Annotated in this window: 14 protein-coding genes; 6 read left to right on the plus strand and 8 right to left on the minus strand. The window is 63.3% G+C overall.

The window, feature by feature from the left end:
• Nucleotides 1–16: 16 nt before the first annotated feature.
• Both ruvX and H4O11_RS08600 read right to left on the minus strand, forming a co-directional pair.
• Nucleotides 17–484, minus strand: a complete 468-nt coding sequence (gene ruvX / locus H4O11_RS08595) for a Holliday junction resolvase RuvX (protein ID WP_182339008.1) — start codon at nt 482–484, stop codon at nt 17–19.
• On the minus strand, nt 477–1,043 hold the full coding sequence (locus H4O11_RS08600) for a YqgE/AlgH family protein (protein WP_182339009.1): 567 nt from the start codon (nt 1,041–1,043) through the stop codon (nt 477–479). The genes ruvX and H4O11_RS08600 overlap by 8 nt, the downstream gene beginning before the upstream one ends.
• A gap of 75 nt (nt 1,044–1,118) precedes the next feature.
• Between H4O11_RS08600 and H4O11_RS08605 the strand changes: the two genes are divergently transcribed.
• Complete coding sequence (locus tag H4O11_RS08605) at nt 1,119–2,915, plus strand: DUF4153 domain-containing protein (protein ID WP_182339010.1); 1,797 nt, start codon at nt 1,119–1,121, stop codon at nt 2,913–2,915.
• Complete coding sequence (locus H4O11_RS08610) at nt 2,912–3,448, plus strand: DNA-3-methyladenine glycosylase I (protein ID WP_182339011.1); 537 nt, start codon at nt 2,912–2,914, stop codon at nt 3,446–3,448. The genes H4O11_RS08605 and H4O11_RS08610 overlap by 4 nt, the downstream gene beginning before the upstream one ends.
• A gap of 71 nt (nt 3,449–3,519) precedes the next feature.
• Here H4O11_RS08610 and H4O11_RS08615 read toward each other — a convergent pair whose 3' ends face one another.
• The 6 genes from H4O11_RS08615 to H4O11_RS08640 form a co-directional block, all read right to left on the minus strand.
• The gene (locus H4O11_RS08615) at nt 3,520–4,227 is read right to left on the minus strand and encodes a YitT family protein (RefSeq protein ID WP_182339012.1); all 708 of its coding nucleotides are present in this window, start codon (nt 4,225–4,227) and stop codon (nt 3,520–3,522) included.
• Nucleotides 4,228–4,319: 92 nt separating this feature from the next.
• Entirely contained in the window at nt 4,320–6,044 is a 1,725-nt protein-coding gene (pilB, locus tag H4O11_RS08620) for a type IV-A pilus assembly ATPase PilB (RefSeq protein WP_182339013.1), read from the minus strand.
• Nucleotides 6,045–6,193: 149 nt separating this feature from the next.
• Nucleotides 6,194–7,777, minus strand: a complete 1,584-nt coding sequence (locus H4O11_RS08625) for an N-acetylmuramoyl-L-alanine amidase family protein (RefSeq protein ID WP_182339014.1) — start codon at nt 7,775–7,777, stop codon at nt 6,194–6,196.
• 224 nt (nt 7,778–8,001) lie between these two features.
• Nucleotides 8,002–11,151, minus strand: coding sequence for a fused MFS/spermidine synthase (locus H4O11_RS08630; protein ID WP_182339015.1), 3,150 nt, complete (start codon nt 11,149–11,151; stop codon nt 8,002–8,004).
• Between the two features lie 179 nt (nt 11,152–11,330).
• Complete coding sequence (locus H4O11_RS08635) at nt 11,331–11,747, minus strand: pilin (protein WP_182339016.1); 417 nt, start codon at nt 11,745–11,747, stop codon at nt 11,331–11,333.
• A gap of 157 nt (nt 11,748–11,904) precedes the next feature.
• Nucleotides 11,905–12,330: a pilin gene (locus H4O11_RS08640; protein WP_182339017.1), complete on the minus strand. Its 426-nt coding sequence runs from the start codon at nt 12,328–12,330 to the stop codon at nt 11,905–11,907.
• Nucleotides 12,331–12,680: 350 nt separating this feature from the next.
• Between H4O11_RS08640 and H4O11_RS08645 the strand changes: the two genes are divergently transcribed.
• The 4 genes from H4O11_RS08645 to H4O11_RS08660 all read left to right on the plus strand — a co-directional run bounded on the left by H4O11_RS08645 (nt 12,681) and on the right by H4O11_RS08660 (nt 17,207).
• On the plus strand, nt 12,681–13,940 hold the full coding sequence (locus H4O11_RS08645) for a type II secretion system F family protein (protein ID WP_182339018.1): 1,260 nt from the start codon (nt 12,681–12,683) through the stop codon (nt 13,938–13,940).
• Between the two features lie 3 nt (nt 13,941–13,943).
• Complete coding sequence (locus H4O11_RS08650; RefSeq protein ID WP_182339019.1) at nt 13,944–14,807, plus strand: prepilin peptidase; 864 nt, start codon at nt 13,944–13,946, stop codon at nt 14,805–14,807.
• Nucleotides 14,804–15,412 carry a dephospho-CoA kinase gene (gene coaE, locus H4O11_RS08655; RefSeq protein ID WP_182339020.1) on the plus strand — a complete coding sequence of 203 codons (609 nt, stop codon included), beginning with the start codon at nt 14,804–14,806 and terminating at the stop codon, nt 15,410–15,412. The genes H4O11_RS08650 and coaE overlap by 4 nt, the downstream gene beginning before the upstream one ends.
• A 697-nt stretch (nt 15,413–16,109) precedes the next feature.
• Entirely contained in the window at nt 16,110–17,207 is a 1,098-nt protein-coding gene (locus H4O11_RS08660; RefSeq protein WP_182339021.1) for a PDDEXK nuclease domain-containing protein, read from the plus strand.
• Nucleotides 17,208–17,232 lie beyond the last annotated feature (25 nt).

The following is a 17,232-nucleotide window of genomic DNA, read 5'->3' on the forward strand; positions in this document are numbered from 1 at the left end:
CAGGGGATCAGGCTGGTCAGGGAATGGGAATGGCATCGTCCGGCGAGGACAGCCAGCGGTCGATGATCACCGCGGCGGCCACCGCATCCAGCGCGGCGGCATCACGGCGGCGCTTGCGCCCTTCGGCGCGCTCGACGGCGAAACGGCGGGCGGCTTCGACCGAACTGGAACGTTCGTCGATCATCTCCACCGGCAGCTTGAAACGTTCCCGCAGCTGGCGGGCAAAGCCCTGCGCGCGCTTGCGGTTGGGCTGGTCCTTGCCGTCCAGGGTAAGCGGATCGCCCACCACCAGGCCGTCGGGCCGCCATTCTTTCAACAGGCGTTCGATCGCCGCCCAGTCCGGTCCGTTGCCGTGCACGTCGACCACCGCCACCGCACGCGCATGCGCGGCGAACGCACTGCCTATGGCCACGCCGATCCGCCGCGATCCGACATCGAAGCCGAGCACGGTGCCGTCGCGACGGATACCGGTCGTCTCAGACATGACCGCTGTAGTCGGTCAGCCGGAACAGATCCACGCCAATGCGCGCGGCGGCGCCCTGCCAGCGCTGCTCGAACGGGGTACGGAACAACAGCTCGGCATCGGCCGGCACGGTCAGCCAGCTGTTGTCGGCCAGTTCGCCTTCCAGTTGGCTTTCCGCCCAGCCGGCACAGCCGAGGGTGACCAGGGCGTTGGCCGGGCCTTCACCACGTGCCATCGCCTCGAGGATATCGCGCGAGGTAGTCAGGTACAGGCCTTCGCCGACGGCCAGGCTGGAATCCCAGGCCCGCGCATCATCATGGATGACAAAGCCGCGTTCGGGATGCACCGGCCCACCGTTGAGCACCGCGCGCGAGCGCAGGTCCTCGTCGTCGGTGGCGATGTCCATCTGCGCCAGCACCTCGCCGATGGTGTAGTCCGAAGGCTGGTTGACCACCACCCCCATCGCCCCGTTCTGGTCGTGCTGGCAGATCAGCGCGACGCTGCGGGCGAAGGGCGCGTCGGCCAACGAAGGCAGCGCGACGATCAGGTGATGGGCAAGGGAAGTGGAGGTCACAGGCATGGCATGCATTCTACCTGCTGGGCAGCATGCGGGCGTGAGACGGTACGATGGCGGGCATTCCAGCAGGAGCCCGCGATGCCCACCCGCCCGCCGCTGTCCCCGATGACCCGCAGCGCCATCGTGCTCATTGCCCTGCTGCAGGGCCTGATGCTGTACGTGGCGCAGCAGCTGGCCGACAGCTGGCCCTTGCAGGATATCGGCTGGCGTTACCGCTGGTATGCCTGGGTACTGACGGTGCCCACGGCCGTCGCCCTGACCGTGGTGGACCTGCGTGACCGCCGCCTGTGGCTGCATGCACTGGCCGCCTCGCTGGTGGTGATCGCGCTGGCCAGCTGGATCGGCTGGAACCTGCAGGGCGCGACCGGGCTGCGGTCGGCGTCGCTGCGGTTGCCGTTCTCGCTGGCGATGGCGGTGGCTACCTTCATCAGCCTGCCGTGGTGGCAGCACCGGTTGCAGCAGGGCCATTGGCGCGCGGGTTACGACGCGCTGTTCGAACGTGCCTGGCAGAACGGCCTGACGCTGGCGCTGGCCGTTCTGTTCACCGGCCTCACCTGGCTGCTGCTGTGGCTATGGGCAGCGTTGTTCGGGCTGCTGAAGATCGACTTCTTCACCGAACTGTTCCGCCAGGACGCCTTCATCGCGCTCGTCACCGGCACGCTGGCGGGCTTTGGCGTGCTGATCGGCCGCACCCAGCAGCGCGCCATCCAGATCACCCGCCAGATCCTGTTCGCCATATGCAGGGGCCTGCTGCCACTGCTGTCCTTCATCACCGTGATCTTTACCCTCAGCCTGCCCTTCACCGGCTTGCAATCGCTGTGGGAAACCCGTTCGGCCGCCTCGCTGCTGCTGGTGCTGACCCTGTTGATGGTGGGCTTCGCCAACGCGGTCTACCAGCACGACAGTGACCAGCCGCCCTACCCTGCGTGGCTGCGGCGGCTGGTGGAGGCCAGCCTGTTCGCCCTGCCAGTGCTGGCCGCGCTGGCGCTGTATGCGATGGCACTGCGCATCGGCCAGTATGGCTGGACGCTGGACCGCTTCTGGGCGGTGCTGGTGGCCGTGCTGGCGGCCGGCTATGCACTGGGCTATGCGTTGGCCCCGCTGCGTAGTGGCGGCCGCTGGCTGCAACAGCTGGAGCCGGTCAACCGGCTGATGTGCTGGGCCGTACTGGCTGCAGCACTGCTGGCCAGCTCGCCGCTGCTGGATCCGGTGCGCATCACCCTGGCCAGCCAGCACGCGCGCCTGCTGGCGAACCCCGCCGCCATAACCGCCGCCGATGCCTCGATGCTGCGTTTCGATGTCGGCCGGCGTGGCGTGGACACCCTGCGCACGTTGCAGGGCGAGCCGCCCATCCAGGCCGACCCACGCGCCACCAGCGTGGTCACCCAGGCGCTGGCACGCACCACGGCATGGGGCAGCGGCGAGCCCCCCATCGACGATGGCATCCGCGACCTGACGACGCTGCGCGCGCGTGTGCGGCTGGCCGAAGGTTCTCCTTCACCCCCGGAAAGCTGGTGGCAGGCGCTGCTGGCGCGCAAGCTCGAAGCCAGCGGTTGCCTGGATGACGACGGCAGCTGCGTCGTGCTGCTTCGCGATTTCGACGACGACGGACATGACGAGGTGCTGCTGTGCTCGCTGCCACCCCAGTCGGGCGCCTACTGCCAATTGCATGCACCGGGGAAACAGGGCTGGTGGACGGCAGGCAGCTTTGCCTTCCCGCGCGGCGAATCACGGTCAGACAGCGCGCGCATCCAGGCAGCGATACGCGCCGGCAAACTGGCCCTGCGGCGCCCCCGCTGGCCGGACCTTTTGCTGGATGGCCAGGCGCCAGCCAGCATCGACAACCTTTCTGAAGAACCCTTGGAAACACCATGAGCGGATACTGCAGCATCGCCCCGGGCCACCCCGTGCATGGCCATTACCATGACCAGGAATACGGATTTCCACAGCGCGAGGAACGCGAACTGTTCGAGCGCCTGCTGCTGGAAATCAACCAGGCCGGACTGAGCTGGGAAACCATCCTGAAGAAGCGCGAGGGATTCCGCCGCGCCTACGATGGCTTCGACGTGGATACCGTGGCCGGTTATGGGCAGCCCGATATCGACCGCCTGCTGGCCGACCCGGGCATCATCCGCAACCGGCTGAAAGTACTGGCGGCGATCCACAACGCGCAGGTCATCCAGGGGCTGCGCGACAGCCATGGCGGCTTCGTGCAGTGGCTGGACGCGCACCATCCGCTGGACAAGGCCGACTGGGTGAAGCTGTTCAAGAATACCTTCCGCTTCACCGGCGGAGAAATCACCGGCGAGTTCCTGATGAGCCTGGGTTACCTGCGCGGCGCACACGCTGACGACTGTCCGGTGCAGAAGCGCATCGCAAAACTGAAACCGGCGTGGTCCACACAGTAGTGCCGAGCCATGCTCGGCGAGCGCAGCGGTCGCTGGACCGCACCGCCATTGCCGGACATATCAACGAAGCATCAAACGCCCATGTAACGCCCGGGCCGGTGGTTGAACATCAGCACCAGGCTGAGCACCACCGCGCCGATGGCCGAGTACAGCACCTGCATCGGCGACAGCACCGAGAACGCCACCAGCATCAACATCGCATCGAAGCTCATCTGCACCTTCCCGGCGCTCCAGCCGCGGGTGCGCTGCAGGTAGACGGCCAGGATGCCGATACCCCCCAGGCTGGCCCGGTGGCGGATGAAGAACAGGATGCCCAACCCGGCCAGCGCACCGCCGACCACCGCCGAATACAGCGGATCGATATGCGCGAAATCCGCCCAGCGCGGCAGCAGATCGGTAAGGATGCCGCAGGCGGTGACTGCCGCGAACGTCTTCAGCGTGAACTCCCAGCCCATGCGGCGCACGCCTACCCAATAGAACGGCAGGTTGACCAGCACGAACACCAGGCCGAAGTTCCAGCCGGCGGCATAGTGGACCAGGAAGGCCAGCCCGGCCATGCCCCCGATCATCAGCCCACCTTTGGCAAAGATGGCCAGGCCCAGCGAAGCCACCAGCGTGGCCAGCACCATGCCCTGCATGTCTTCGGCGTGGGAATGGCGCAGCGCGCGGGCATCCTGGACGGTACCGGCACTGTCGGGCGGCGGGGTCAACGGACCGGCGGTGACAAGGTGGCCGTCAGCGTCGTCGCACGGCGCGGGGCCATGGGATTGAAGGGACATGGGGGTGGGTGCGGCGTGTGGGGAGCCGTATTAGACACGAACACGGCGACGGTTGCAGGTGAAATCTATTCAGGGTGGGGGTCAGCCCCCCATCAATCCTTGGTGACGCGGTTGATCTCGGCCAGGCTGGTGATGCCCTTGCTGGCCTTGATCAGCGCCGATTGCCGCAGGTCATTCACCCCGATCGCCTGCGCCGCCTCGGCGATCTGCAGCGCATTGCCGCCGGCCAGGATGATCGTCGAGATTTCATCGGTCATCGGCATCACCTGATAGATGCCGGTACGGCCTTTGTAGCCTTCGGTGCAGTCATCGCACCCCACCGCCTCGTACAGCTCGATGCCTGCGTCCAGCTGCGCCTGGGTGAAGCCTTCGGCCAGCAGCGCATGCGTCGGCAGCTCGGTCTGGCGCCTGCACTGCTTGCACAGCCGGCGTGCCAGCCGCTGGGCAATCACCAGCGTTACCGAACTGGTGATGTTGTACGGCGCGATCCCCATGTTCATCAGGCGCGCGATGGTCTGCGGCGCATCGTTGGTATGCAGGGTGGACAGCACCATGTGACCGGTCTGCGCCGCCTTGATCGCGATTTCCGCCGTTTCCAGGTCGCGGATTTCGCCCACCATGATGATGTCTGGATCCTGGCGCAGGAACGAGCGCAGCGCCGCGGCGAAGGTCATGCCGCGCTTGTTGTTCTGCTGTACCTGGTTCACGCCCGGCAGGCGGATTTCCACCGGATCCTCGGCGGTGGAGATGTTGCGCGTTTCATCGTTGAGGATGCCCAGCGCGGTATACAGCGATACCGTCTTGCCCGAACCGGTCGGGCCGGTCACCAGCACCATGCCGTACGGTTTGTGGATCGCATCGGTGAACAGCTTCTGCTGCTCGGGCTCATAGCCCAGCTTGTCGATGCCCAGTTTGGCCGCACTGCCATCCAGGATACGCAGCACCACTTTTTCGCCAAACAGGGTTGGCAGCGTGCTGACGCGGAAATCGATCTGGCGGGTCTTGGACAGGTTGAGCTTGATGCGTCCGTCCTGCGGCACGCGCTTTTCAGCGATATCCAGCTGCGCCATCACCTTCAGGCGCGCCGCGATGCGCTGGTTCAACTTCACCGGTGCCCGGGCAACCATCTTCAACAGGCCGTCGATGCGCAGGCGCACCCGGTAATCGTCCTCGTAAGGTTCAAAGTGGATATCAGACGCCCCCTTGCGGATGGCATCGACCAGCACCTTGTTGACGAACTTCACCACGGGCGTGTCATCGCCCTTGGCATCGATGCCCGAATCGGATCCAGCGCCCTCGTCGTCGGTACCCACCTCCAGGTTGGCCATGCCCTCGTCGTCGCCGCCCAGCGAATCGGTCATCGAGTCATGGCTGGTCTGCCACTGCTCCAGCGTGCGACGGATCTGGTCTTCATCCACCAGGATCGGCTCCACCACCAGGTTGGTGTGGAACTTGATCTCGTCCAGTGAATGGGTCGGGTTGCTGGTACCGATGTAAAGCTTGCCGCCGCGCTTGAACAGCGGCAGCACATGGTGCTTGCGCAACAGTTCTTCACTGACCAGGCTCATGGCGTTCTGGTTGACGTCGAACACGCTGACATCGAACAGCGGCATGCCGAATTCCAGCGCATTGGCCGCCGCCAGTTGCGGGGCGCTGACCACCTTGTGCTGCGCAAACCACTGCGGCAAGGGCAGCCGCGCGGCCGTGGCCTTGTCCATCGCATCGCGGGCGCCGGACTCATCCAGCGCGCCATCCTGGACCAGGCGGCGCGCAATGCCGGTGATACCGACAAGGTTGGCGGTGGCGATGGCGTTCATGCGGTTCCTCGATCTGAGTGCCCACGGCGCATCCCGCCCCGCTGGCCTACTGTGTTGGTCCGCTGCTGGCTCCCCCTGCAGCACCACGCATCTTAACGCAGCTGGGGGCCGATGCCCGGCCCCAGCGCATTCCAGTGCGTGCTCGCCAACTACCGCTTCGCGGGTATCGCCGCCGGAAGCAGTCCCTGATTGGCCCGCTTGCGTCGCGCTGACGTCGCTGTGCACTCCAGCGTGTGCTCCAGGGGCTCAGTCTTCACCCCGTCTGCATCAACGAGCCAGCGCTTCCATCGGAATACACCAGACTGCCAAGGCTTGCTGCGGCATATATACGGTCGAATGATTGGCGAATCCTGGGGGCTATCCAGCTTGATTTGATGGTCCTGGCAAATCCACCCCGACGGACATTTCACCCACTGCGCATATATGGTTACCGGAAAGGTCGGATTCCCCGAATATCCGATACTGTATGTAAACGGCATATTGACTGGACTGCTGACATCGGGCATGTCATCGATCTTGAACTTCTCACACCGCTTCCCTTCGCTATAGAGTCTGATTCCTTTTGCCATGCCGGCAGAGGCAGCGATACGGAAATCCGCACTCTGAAGCGCTGCGGCATCGTTCGCATTGCTGTGGAACCCGACCTCGATCAAAGCGGCCCTTCTGTCAGGAAGCGTAAGGCGCAGCTCACCGTAGTTACCTGGGCGAGGGACGGTGTCGACTCTCCAATCCGAATAACGAGGAATCGACTGAATGATTTCCTCCATGGAGCAGAGCATGCGCTGGGCGTACTCCGCGTCCTCAGGCCTCCCGCTTTGATAAATCCCGACTGTTCCTCGCGCGCTTTCATTGGCTGCGCCATTCGTATGGATATGAAGGGAATACGCTGCACCTACGTGATTTGCGAATAGAGGCCGGGCGCGGATGTCATCATCCTCCTCTCCATCCGGGTCATTTTCATTAGGCAAGGAATCCCATATCACCGAATTATCCGGAAACTGGCTCTGCAGCCATGTTCGCGCTGACATCTTCCACCATGGATGCCCGCTTTCGATATGGGCATCCATACGATCGCTACGCGCCATGACCACAGGAAAATGCAGCCTGTCAATGACATTCTGCGCCGCAGTCCAAGCATAAAATGGAGTAGTAAAGTCCTCCTGCATTCCGTTCATGACAGGCCGGCGGGTTTCCCAGTTTTGGCTGATGCGATTGAAAAAATATCCATGCCCAGCTGAAATCATGACAATACGCGGCGGATCCTCCCCATGGGGACGGGCAATGCCCCCGGACGGAGATGTGAGAGCCGGGTCCGGATGGTAGAAATTGATATCCTTACCCCCGTAGGTGCACTGGATGTCAGGTACTGATATGAAATCCCGCAGCAGCACGTAGGCCTCCATCGTCAGCGCATGACACTGATCTTCCGACGCTTCCGCGCTTGATGTAATGGCGTCAGGACCAAGCTCTATGCGCATCCGTCCATCGTGTACAGACAGGGAGGTCGATATCTGGACAGCCGTCTGTCCGGATGCCAGCCCTCTCCTATCTATCACGTCTTGTAGAACACGGGTAACAAGGGTTTCCAGCTCCTGTTCGTCAACGCTCGCGGTCGCTGAGAGAAGCTGGGTCTGCGAGGGAGGTTCACCTGCGTACACGTAGAGTGTGAGGGCAGTCCAGATGCAGGACATCGCCACTCCCCCAATCAAATGATGGAAAAGTTTCCGGTTCATTGTTTGACTCCCCATGTATGGAGGCTCTCAGCCACTTGAGGGCTCTCGAGCCATACCTCAGGAAATCGAAGTTTCCGAGGCCATTACAATCTGCACGCTATTGGTGGCGCTGCATGTAGGGGGAATCGCCAAGAATGCGTCCGCCTTGGCATCCGCCGTCATGCCAAGGATTCTGATGTGCAACAGATATCCTAAGAGGCCAATCTGAAGCGATCCATGGGTACCTACGGGTCAGATCCCTCGCGGGAACCAGACCCCAACGCGGCCATGTAAGTGATCAGACGCAGCCGGCCACTCGCCCGTGCATCCGGTCCCAGCGCATTCCAGTGCGTGTCCGCCAGTTCCCGCGCCAAACGGGTGTCGCCGGTGGACCACGCCGCATATTGCAGCGCCCCGAACAGGTAGTAGCCCGAACGCGCATCAGCCAGCAGGCCTGCAGAATGTGGCCCTTCCAGCAGGCGCTGGCCCGCAGCGAGCACCTGCGCATGGTCGTCAGCGGCGGCCGCCGCAACCAGCCCTAATGCGTCGATCACCGTGGGATCGTGCAACGCGCATGGCCGCCATTGTGGCGTGACCCACAGCGCGTCGCGTTCGGCCGGCGGCAGGAAAGGTATGGTCTCCCCGGCCAGGAAGAACGCCAGCCCAGCGGTTTCCAGCGGCGTCACCTCCAGTTCGCAGCGTGCGCCCAGCAACCGCAACGCATCGGCCAGTGCATGGTCGCCGCCACCGGGCAGGTCCGCGCCATGTTGCAACCGCTGCGACAGCAAGTGCGCCGTGGTACGCCGCTGCAGCACCTGCAGGTTCAATTGGCTCCCCTGCGCCGGCGGCACGCGCGACTCCGGCGCACCCCATGCGCGGGTCAGTGGCCATGGAGCCGTCATCATCGATTCCACGTCACCGACATACGCCTGCTCGAAGCGCGCGACCGGCGCACGCAAGGTCAGTATGGGGTGGTAATCGGAATGGCGCGGAGAGGGATACAGCGGCGGAAATGCACGCAGCGCGGCATCCCCCAGCACCAGGGTATCGCCCAGGTCATCCAGTCCATGCACGCCGATCCGTGCCAGTTCCCCACGCAGCGCCGGCTGCGCGAAGACCCCGTCATTGAGAGGTGGCAGATGGCCTTTGGGCGTAGCGACGATGATCAGGTCCGAGTCGTTGGCCAGGTAAGCGCGCACGTCGCTGAAGTGATCGACCAGCCCATCCAGCACCGATGACACCAGTTCCGGGGTGATTTCATACAGCTGCAGCCACTGTACGAACAGACCACCGTCATTGAGCTGGCGTGGCACGAAGGCGTAGAACTCATCGCTGAACAACGACGCCGTGCCGCCTACCCAAGGATTGGACGGCTCGGAAATGATCAGGTCGTAGCGCTGGCCGCTGCCGGCGAAATGTGCCTTGGCATCGTCGATGACGAGGTGCGAACGCGGATCATCGAACGCCCGCGCAACCCGGTCGCCAAACAGCCTGGCGCCCTCGATCATCGCCGGCTCGATCTCCACCGTATCCACCCGCCCAACCCGCGCATCGCCCAGCAGCGTATGCGTGGTGAGGCCGGAGCCGAAACCGATCACGCCAATGCGCTCGAAGCCATTGCCCAGCGCCAGCGGCAGCGCGCCCAGCAGCACCATGGTGGATTCATCACCGCTGGGCTCCTGCTCCAGGCTGACGGTCATGCCCGCATCCACCTTGCCATTGGTGGCAATGGAGCGCACCGGCCCACCGCCGCGGTCAGTCTCGAACACGGACACCGTGGCGGTCTGCCCATCGCGGAAGAACAGCATCTTCGCGCTGTCGTGCAGCCGCGCCCCGCCATGGCGATACACCGAGGAACTGAGCACCAACGGATCGAAGTGCACCAGTCCGACCGCGATGACCACACCCGCCACACTCAGCCCCGTGGCAATCGCCACCGGTCCCCGGCCTTGTCGACCACCATCCACCTGCCGTCGGTGGGTGCCGGCCGCTGGCCGGCGCGATTCCTGCGGCGCCGGCCACAACAACCATATCCCCAAGCCCAGATCCACCACCGCCGCCACCAACAACGCGTACTTCAACCCCAGCAACGGCATCAACAGGTGCACCGCCGCCAGCACACCGATGATCGCGCCCACCGTATTGAACGCATACACCTGCCCGATTGCCCGCTCGCCCCGGCCCTGCCGCAGCAGCGCCAACGTCAGCAAAGGCAGCGTCATGCCCGCGAAGAACGCCGCCGGGAACATCACCGCCACCGCGATGACCGCACTGGCCACGCTGTACAACCCGTAGCCATCGGCGCTGCGCACGATCACCCTCATCAGCCAGCCGACCCACTCGAATGCCTGTGCGTAGACAAACATCGACGCCAACGCGGCCAGCCCCATCAGCACCTGCGCCCAGCCGGCCACGCGCAACGGCGATGCCATGCGATCCGCGCGATGGCGCAGCCACAGCCCACCGAACGCGATACCGGCAATAAATGCCGCCAGCATCAACTCGAACGAATGCAGCGTGGTCCCCAACGCCAGCGACAGCATGCGCACCCAAGTGATTTCATAGACGAACGAGGTCGCCCCCGTGAGCAATGCGATGCACAGCACCGCCATCACCGGCATCGCGCTGGCGCCCCCTGTCGCGCCTGGTTCGCCGATGGGCGCGCTGGAAACCTCGTCACCCACCTCGTTGACCGCCGCCACACGGACCGCGTGCGCCGCCTCGGTAGAGCGGGGCCACGCCCCGCTCACGGGCACCCCATGCCCGCCCCCTCGCGCCAAAGGAAAAACCAACACCGCCACCAGGATATTCAACCCACCGGCCACCATCACCGTGCCCGGCAACCCAAGCGCAGGCAGCAACAGATATGTAGACGCCAGCGCACCCGCCGCCGCACCGATGCTGTTGGCGAAATACAGGCCCGCCAGCACCTCCCCCTGCGCCTGCGGCTGCACGCGCAGGTAACCGGCACTCATCAGCGGAAAGGTTGCGCCGAGCAGGACGCATTGCGGCAGTACCAGCACCGTAGCCAGCAGCCAGCGCAGGCCGGTGGCCCCGTTACCCTGCAGGCCAGGAAGCAGATGGGTATAGGCCCAACCGGTGATGCCCTGGAATACCCCATCGAAAGCGAGGCCAAGCAGGCCAATCAGCAGTTCGATGGCGGCGTACGCCAGCAGCGGCCAGCGCCAGTCAATGCTGCGCCGGCTGGCCCACCACGCGCCAATGGCCATGCCTCCCATGAACAGCATGAGGACCAGGGACTGGGCGTGCGAAGAGTGGCCGAGGAACAGGCCGAGGTACTGGCTCCAGATGGACTGGTAGATCAGCCCGGAGAAGCCGGAGAGGATGAAGATGGGGAGGAGGTAGAGGCTGAGGCGGTGTGCTGGCAAAGACACGGCGGATTGGTCTCCCTCACAAGGCAAGGGGCCAACGTGGCCCCTGCTGGTTCAGGTCATGCAGGTATCGGCGTTGACCGTACCGCGAGTGCCGTGGCCGCTCGCGTGATGGATTTCAAGACTAGCCGAAGAATGCCAGGGCGGGAACTGCGGTAGGTCGGCGCCAAAGAAGCGACGGATCAGGAACCGGTGCAGCCAGAGGGACGGATTTCTGCGTCGAAGGCGCTTGCGTCGCAGGTCCACGTACCGTCAATCGTTCGGCGCAGTACCAGGTCGCGACCATCCACGGCACTGTTGCCTTCCATCGTGCACGTGATAGTGCCCACCCCGTCTGCCGCCAGCTCTGCGTCGATAATCGGGCAGCGTGTGGTAACGCTCAAGCCAATGTAATTGGCATCGACGATGGATGCGTCGCGGCTGTCCTGCGCTACCGATTCCATCGTGGTCTTACCCGGCCGGATATCCGCCAATGCGGCGCCCAACTGCGCCTTGGACACATAGCCTTGGTACTGAGGAAGGGCGATTGCCGCGAGGATGGCGATGATGGCAACCACGATCATCAACTCGATAAGCGTGAAGCCCTGGGTCTTGCGCATGTGGGATCCCCTGAAGGTTTCTTGATTGACAGCTCCCCGCTGTCATCCGTACTTCCAAGCAGTAATCGTGCCAAAAAGTAAATTCCGTTGCCCATACGGGTGGAGAAGAACAAAAAAAAAGCCCCGCAGAGCGGGGCTCTTTTTCATCAAGCACTAATCAGGGGGCAGCAGCGCCACAGCCCGTCGGAACGAACTGATCTTCAATATCGCCTGCTGCGGCGCAGGACCACTCACCAGAGTCACCGTCGCGGGTAAGCGTCAGGCTGCTACCGGCCACCTTAGCGTTACCCTTCAGCTCGCAGACAATGGTTGCTTCGCCGTCCGCGGCGGTACCGGTACCGGTGATGTCACAGCGGTCAGTTTCTGCCTTGAGGCCGATTTCAGTCACATTAGCGTAGCCCTTGCCCTCATTCAACAGCACTTCGGCCTGGGTCTTTCCGGGGGTGATTTCAGCCAGACCAGCAGTCGCCTGCGACTTGGCAACGTAGTTCTGGTACTGCGGCAACGCGATGGCGGCCAGGATGGCGATGATCGCGACGACGATCATCAGCTCGATAAGGGTAAAGCCCTTCTGGTTCTTCATTTGGTACATCCCCAAGTAAGAGTGGTGTGGAAAAAGACACTGCTGCCGGAGCCGGTGGTCCCACCGGATGAGCGGGCCGCAGCACCTTGCAGGGGAAACTTCGCAGGTTGCGTGCCAATTTCCCCGGCACGATTCCCCCGTTCCCCGGCGCCAATGATGGCAGTATTTACGGGATTGGGAACCCCCCGCCCTCTGTTCTGCGACGAATCCGACAATGTGACGCACTGCGTCACCTTTGGCCCCTCACGGCACATGCTGACGCGCCGCCCAGGCCCCGCACTGCCCAGATGCTCAGGAATCCGCTAGCATCCACGGATTGCCTGCTGGGGATGGCAGGCTGGGGAGCCAAAATGTCCGTTAGTCGCAGTGCGATGAAGAAAGAGCCCGTGGCGCGAAGCACCATGGAAATGGCACCGTTTGTCTGGGAGGGGACCGACAAGCGTGGCGTCAAGATGAAAGGCGAGCAGATGGCCAAGAGTGCCAATCTGGTCAAGGCCGAATTGCGCCGTCAAGGCATCACGCCCAAGGTGGTGAAACCGAAGGCCAAGCCACTGTTCGGCTCAGCTGGCAGCACGATCAAACCGAAGGACATCGCGTTCTTCAGTCGCCAGATGGCGACCATGATGAAGTCTGGCGTGCCTATTGTGGCAGCGCTGGAGATCATCGGCAGCGGACACAAAAATCCGCGCATGAAGAAGCTGGTTGATACCGTCCGCACGGATATTGAAGGCGGCTCCTCGTTGCATGAGGCGATCAGCAAGCACCCGCTGCAATTCGACGAGCTGTATCGCAACCTCATTCGTGCAGGCGAAGGTGCTGGCGTGCTGGAAACAGTGCTGGAGACCATCGCCAGTTACAAAGAGAACATCGAAGGGCTGAAAGGCAAGATCAAGAAGGCACTCTTCTATCCCGTGATGGTGATAGTGGTTGCCTTGCTGGTTAGTGCCATCATGCTCGTCTTCGTTGTTCCGCAGTTTGAGGATGTGTTCAGGGGCTTTGGTGCCGAGCTCCCCGCCTTCACACAATTCATCGTCAACTTGTCCAGATTCATGGTGAGCTGGTGGTGGCTGATGCTGATCGTTATCGGCGGTGCCGTGGCCGGTTTCACCATGGCCTATAAACGCTCCTCCAAGATGCAGCACGCCATGGACCGCATCATTCTCAAGGTACCCGTGATCGGCAATATCATGCACAACAGCTCGATCGCCCGCTTCGCCCGCACCACCGCCGTCACCTTCAAAGCAGGCGTACCGCTCGTGGAAGCCTTGGGCATCGTCGCCGGCGCTACCGGCAACAAGGTCTACGAGGAAGCCGTCCTGCGCATGCGTGACGACGTCTCGGTAGGCTATCCGGTTAACATGGCGATGAAGCAGGTCAACATCTTCCCGCACATGGTGGTGCAGATGACCAATATCGGCGAAGAGGCCGGTGCCCTGGACACCATGCTGTTCAAGGTAGCCGAGTACTTCGAGCAGGAAGTCAATAATGCGGTCGATGCACTGAGCAGCCTGCTGGAGCCCATGATCATGGTCTTCATCGGCGTGGTGGTTGGCGGTATGGTGATCGGCATGTACCTGCCCATCTTCAAACTCGGCGCGGTGGTTGGATGAACAATGGCATTTCTTGACCAGCATCCCGGACTCGGCTACCCCGCCGCAGCCGGCCTGGGGTTGCTGCTCGGCAGCTTCCTCAACGTAGTCATCCTCCGGCTGCCCAAGCGGCTGGAGTGGCAGTGGAAGCGCGATGCGCACGAGGTGCTGGAGCAGGAGGACGTCTATGAGCCACCGCCGCCGGGCATCGTGGTGGAGCCGTCGCACTGCCCGCACTGCAAGCACAAGCTGTCGTGGTACGAGAACATCCCGCTGTTCAGCTGGCTGATCCAGCGCGGGAAATGTCGGCATTGCCATGCGCCGATCTCCATCCAGTATCCGCTGGTCGAGCTGCTGACTGCCGTGCTGGTACTGGCCAGCGTGTGGCAGTTCGGCTTCGGCTGGCAGGGCTTCGGTGCCATCGTGCTGTCGTGCTTCCTGGTGGCATTGTCGGGCATCGACATGCGCACGCAGTTGCTACCGGACCAGCTGACCCTGCCGCTGATGTGGCTGGGGCTTATCGGCGCGATGGACAATCTGTACATGCCCGCCAAGCCCGCCCTGCTGGGTGCTGCGGTCGGCTACCTGTCGCTGTGGTCAGTGTGGTGGATCTTCAAGCAGCTGACCGGCAAGGAAGGCATGGGCCACGGCGATTTCAAGCTGCTGGCCGCGCTGGGCGCCTGGTGCGGACTGAAAGGCATCCTGCCGATCATCCTGCTGTCGTCGGTGGTCGGTGCCATCGTGGGTTCGATCTGGCTGTACAGCCGCGGCCGTGACCGCGCCACGCCCATCCCGTTCGGACCCTACCTGGCCATCGCCGGCTGGCTGGTCTTCATGTGGGGCGATCCTCTGATCGATGCCTACCTGAGATACGCACACCTGCGATGAGCCGGTTCGTCGTCGGCCTGACCGGGGGCATCGCCTCCGGCAAGAGCGAAGTCACCCGCCGCTTCGAGGCGCTGGGCATCACCGTGGCCGACGCCGATGTGGCCGCGCGCGCGGTGGTGGCGGCAGGCAGTCCGGCGCTGGCGATGATTTCCGAGCGCTTTGGCGCGGCCATGCTGCTGGACGACGGCGGCCTGGACCGCGCGCGGCTGCGGGCACATGTGTTCGCCGATGTGGCCGAGCGCAAGGCGCTGGAGGCCATCACCCACCCGGCCATCCGCGAGCTGCTGCGCACCCAGTGCGCCCAGGCCGAGAGCCCTTACGCCATTGCCGCGATTCCGCTGCTGACCGAGGCAGGCGGCCGCGAGGTATATGGCTGGCTGGACCGGGTGCTGGTAGTGGACGCGCCGGAGGCACTGCAACTGGCACGGCTGATGCAGCGTGATGGCAACGACGCGGTACTGGCCCAGCAGATGATCGATGCGCAGGCCAGCCGCGCACAGCGCCTGGCGCTGGCCGATGACGTGGTGGTCAACGATGCACATCCCGATGTGCTGCAGGCACAGGTGGAGCGGCTGCATGCCGCGTATCTGAAGATGGCCGCGTAGCGCCTGGGTAGGGACGAGCCATGCTCGTCACCCACCTAAAGCAAGGCAGCAGCGTGACAGCCCACGTGCAACCGCCACCCAAAAGCACGCGCAGTCGGTCGCAAACTGCAACTTTCCTGATTTACGCGTGTGGCGGCATTGCACAGGATGGTCAGGTCGGGACCCCTTAGATTCCGGCCGGGATTGGCGTCCCGTTTTGCGTTCCACCTGATCTCTGTTGTAGCCCTCTTGGGCACGGCGGAGAATGCATCGTCCCGTTGGTTCTGCGGCGGGCGGTGCGTGGGGATTCCCATATCCGCCGGTTTCACTTGTCAGGTTGAACGCGCCGGTACGCCAACCCGCATCGTCCGCCACCTTAGTCTTTCGACAGGTGGCTCCACGACCATGCGAGGGCATTCATGGCGGCCGCGCGAATTCCCAGGTAGTGACGGCCCATGCCCGTCACCAACCCATGGCAAGAACGGACGCAACAACTGCCGACTGCCATCTGCAATTTTCCTGATGTACGGCACCGCCCACGGCGCTCACGATGTCCGTGCTGGAACCGTTTGGTCCAGCCGGGAACAGCTTACCTCGCAGGGCTGCTTCTCGTTTTGCCCCTTTTTGGGCGCGGCGGAGAAGGGAACGTGTTGCCGGGCGATGCGCAAAACGTTGCTGTATTTCCCCTTCTCCGCCGTTTTTTCATTCCGGCGCCAGCATGACAAACAAGACACTCTCGGCTTCACAGAAGTCCCTCTCCTCGCCTTCCGGCTATGCCCTCATCCATGGCGGCATCGTCGAATTGCTCGATACTGCGCGCAAAGCAGCAGCCCGCAGCGTCAATGCGTTGATGACAGCGAGCTATTGGGACATTGGTCGCCGGATCGTCGAGGCCGAACAGAACGGCAATCAGCGCGCGGGTTATGGCGAGCAGTTGATGGAGCGGCTGTCCGCCGATTTGACCAGCCGGTTCGGGCGCGGCTTCGGGGTCAACAACCTTGAAAGCATGCGGCGATTTTTCCTCGCATATCCCAGCTCTGTGAATTCCCAGACACCGTCTGGGAAATTGGACCTCTCCGAACTGTCGCAGGCCTTCACCTTGCCATGGTCAGCCTACGTCCGGCTTCTGTCGGTCAAAGACCAACATGCCCGGCAGTTTTACGAGGCCGAGGCCCTGCGCGGTGGCTGGAGTGTGCGCCAGCTTGATCGACAGATCAGCAGCCAGTTTTATGAGCGCACGGCACTGTCGAAGGATAAGGCTGCCATGCTGAAAAAGGGCGCGGTTCCGAAGCCGGAAGATGTCGTTACGCCAGACGAAGCGATCAAGGACCCCTACGTGCTGGAGTTCCTTGACCTGAAGGACGAGTACTCGGAATCCGAGCTCGAAACGGCCTTGATCCAGCGGCTGGAGAGCTTCCTGCTCGAACTGGGTGAAGGATTCACCTTCGTTGGGCGGCAGCGCCGGCTGCGTATCGACCACACCTGGTATCGCGTGGATCTGCTGCTGTTCCACCGTCGGTTGCGCTGCCTGGTCATCGTCGATCTGAAGCTCGGCAGCCTGACCCATGCCGATGTGGGCCAGATGCACATGTACTGCAACTATGCGAAGGAGCACTGGGCATGCCCCGAGGAGAATCCGCCGGTGGGACTGATTCTTTGCGCCGACAAAGGGGCCGCCCTGGCACGCTATGCGCTGGAGGGTCTGCCTACCACGGTGATGGCGGCAAATTACCGCACGGTGCTACCGGAGGCGGAGTTGCTGCAGAGGGAGCTGGAACGTACGCGACGTTTGATCGAAGCGCGCACCCACCCGTAGCGCCGGGCCATGCCCGGCGGGCGCA

The organism is Stenotrophomonas tumulicola (assembly GCF_014117215.1).
Classification (GTDB): Bacteria; Pseudomonadota; Gammaproteobacteria; order Xanthomonadales; family Xanthomonadaceae; genus Stenotrophomonas; species Stenotrophomonas tumulicola.

Coding starts and splice junctions, on each gene's coding strand:
- ruvX (WP_182339008.1), bottom strand. CDS start 484: ATGTCTGAGACGACCGGTATCCGTCGCGACGGCACCGTGCTCGGCTTC.
- H4O11_RS08600 (WP_182339009.1), bottom strand. CDS start 1,043: ATGCCTGTGACCTCCACTTCCCTTGCCCATCACCTGATCGTCGCGCTG.
- H4O11_RS08605 (WP_182339010.1), top strand. CDS start 1,119: ATGCCCACCCGCCCGCCGCTGTCCCCGATGACCCGCAGCGCCATCGTG.
- H4O11_RS08610 (WP_182339011.1), top strand. CDS start 2,912: ATGAGCGGATACTGCAGCATCGCCCCGGGCCACCCCGTGCATGGCCAT.
- H4O11_RS08615 (WP_182339012.1), bottom strand. CDS start 4,227: ATGTCCCTTCAATCCCATGGCCCCGCGCCGTGCGACGACGCTGACGGC.
- pilB (WP_182339013.1), bottom strand. CDS start 6,044: ATGAACGCCATCGCCACCGCCAACCTTGTCGGTATCACCGGCATTGCG.
- H4O11_RS08625 (WP_182339014.1), bottom strand. CDS start 7,777: ATGAACCGGAAACTTTTCCATCATTTGATTGGGGGAGTGGCGATGTCC.
- H4O11_RS08635 (WP_182339016.1), bottom strand. CDS start 11,747: ATGCGCAAGACCCAGGGCTTCACGCTTATCGAGTTGATGATCGTGGTT.
- H4O11_RS08640 (WP_182339017.1), bottom strand. CDS start 12,330: ATGAAGAACCAGAAGGGCTTTACCCTTATCGAGCTGATGATCGTCGTC.
- H4O11_RS08645 (WP_182339018.1), top strand. CDS start 12,681: ATGTCCGTTAGTCGCAGTGCGATGAAGAAAGAGCCCGTGGCGCGAAGC.
- H4O11_RS08650 (WP_182339019.1), top strand. CDS start 13,944: ATGGCATTTCTTGACCAGCATCCCGGACTCGGCTACCCCGCCGCAGCC.
- coaE (WP_182339020.1), top strand. CDS start 14,804: ATGAGCCGGTTCGTCGTCGGCCTGACCGGGGGCATCGCCTCCGGCAAG.
- H4O11_RS08660 (WP_182339021.1), top strand. CDS start 16,110: ATGACAAACAAGACACTCTCGGCTTCACAGAAGTCCCTCTCCTCGCCT.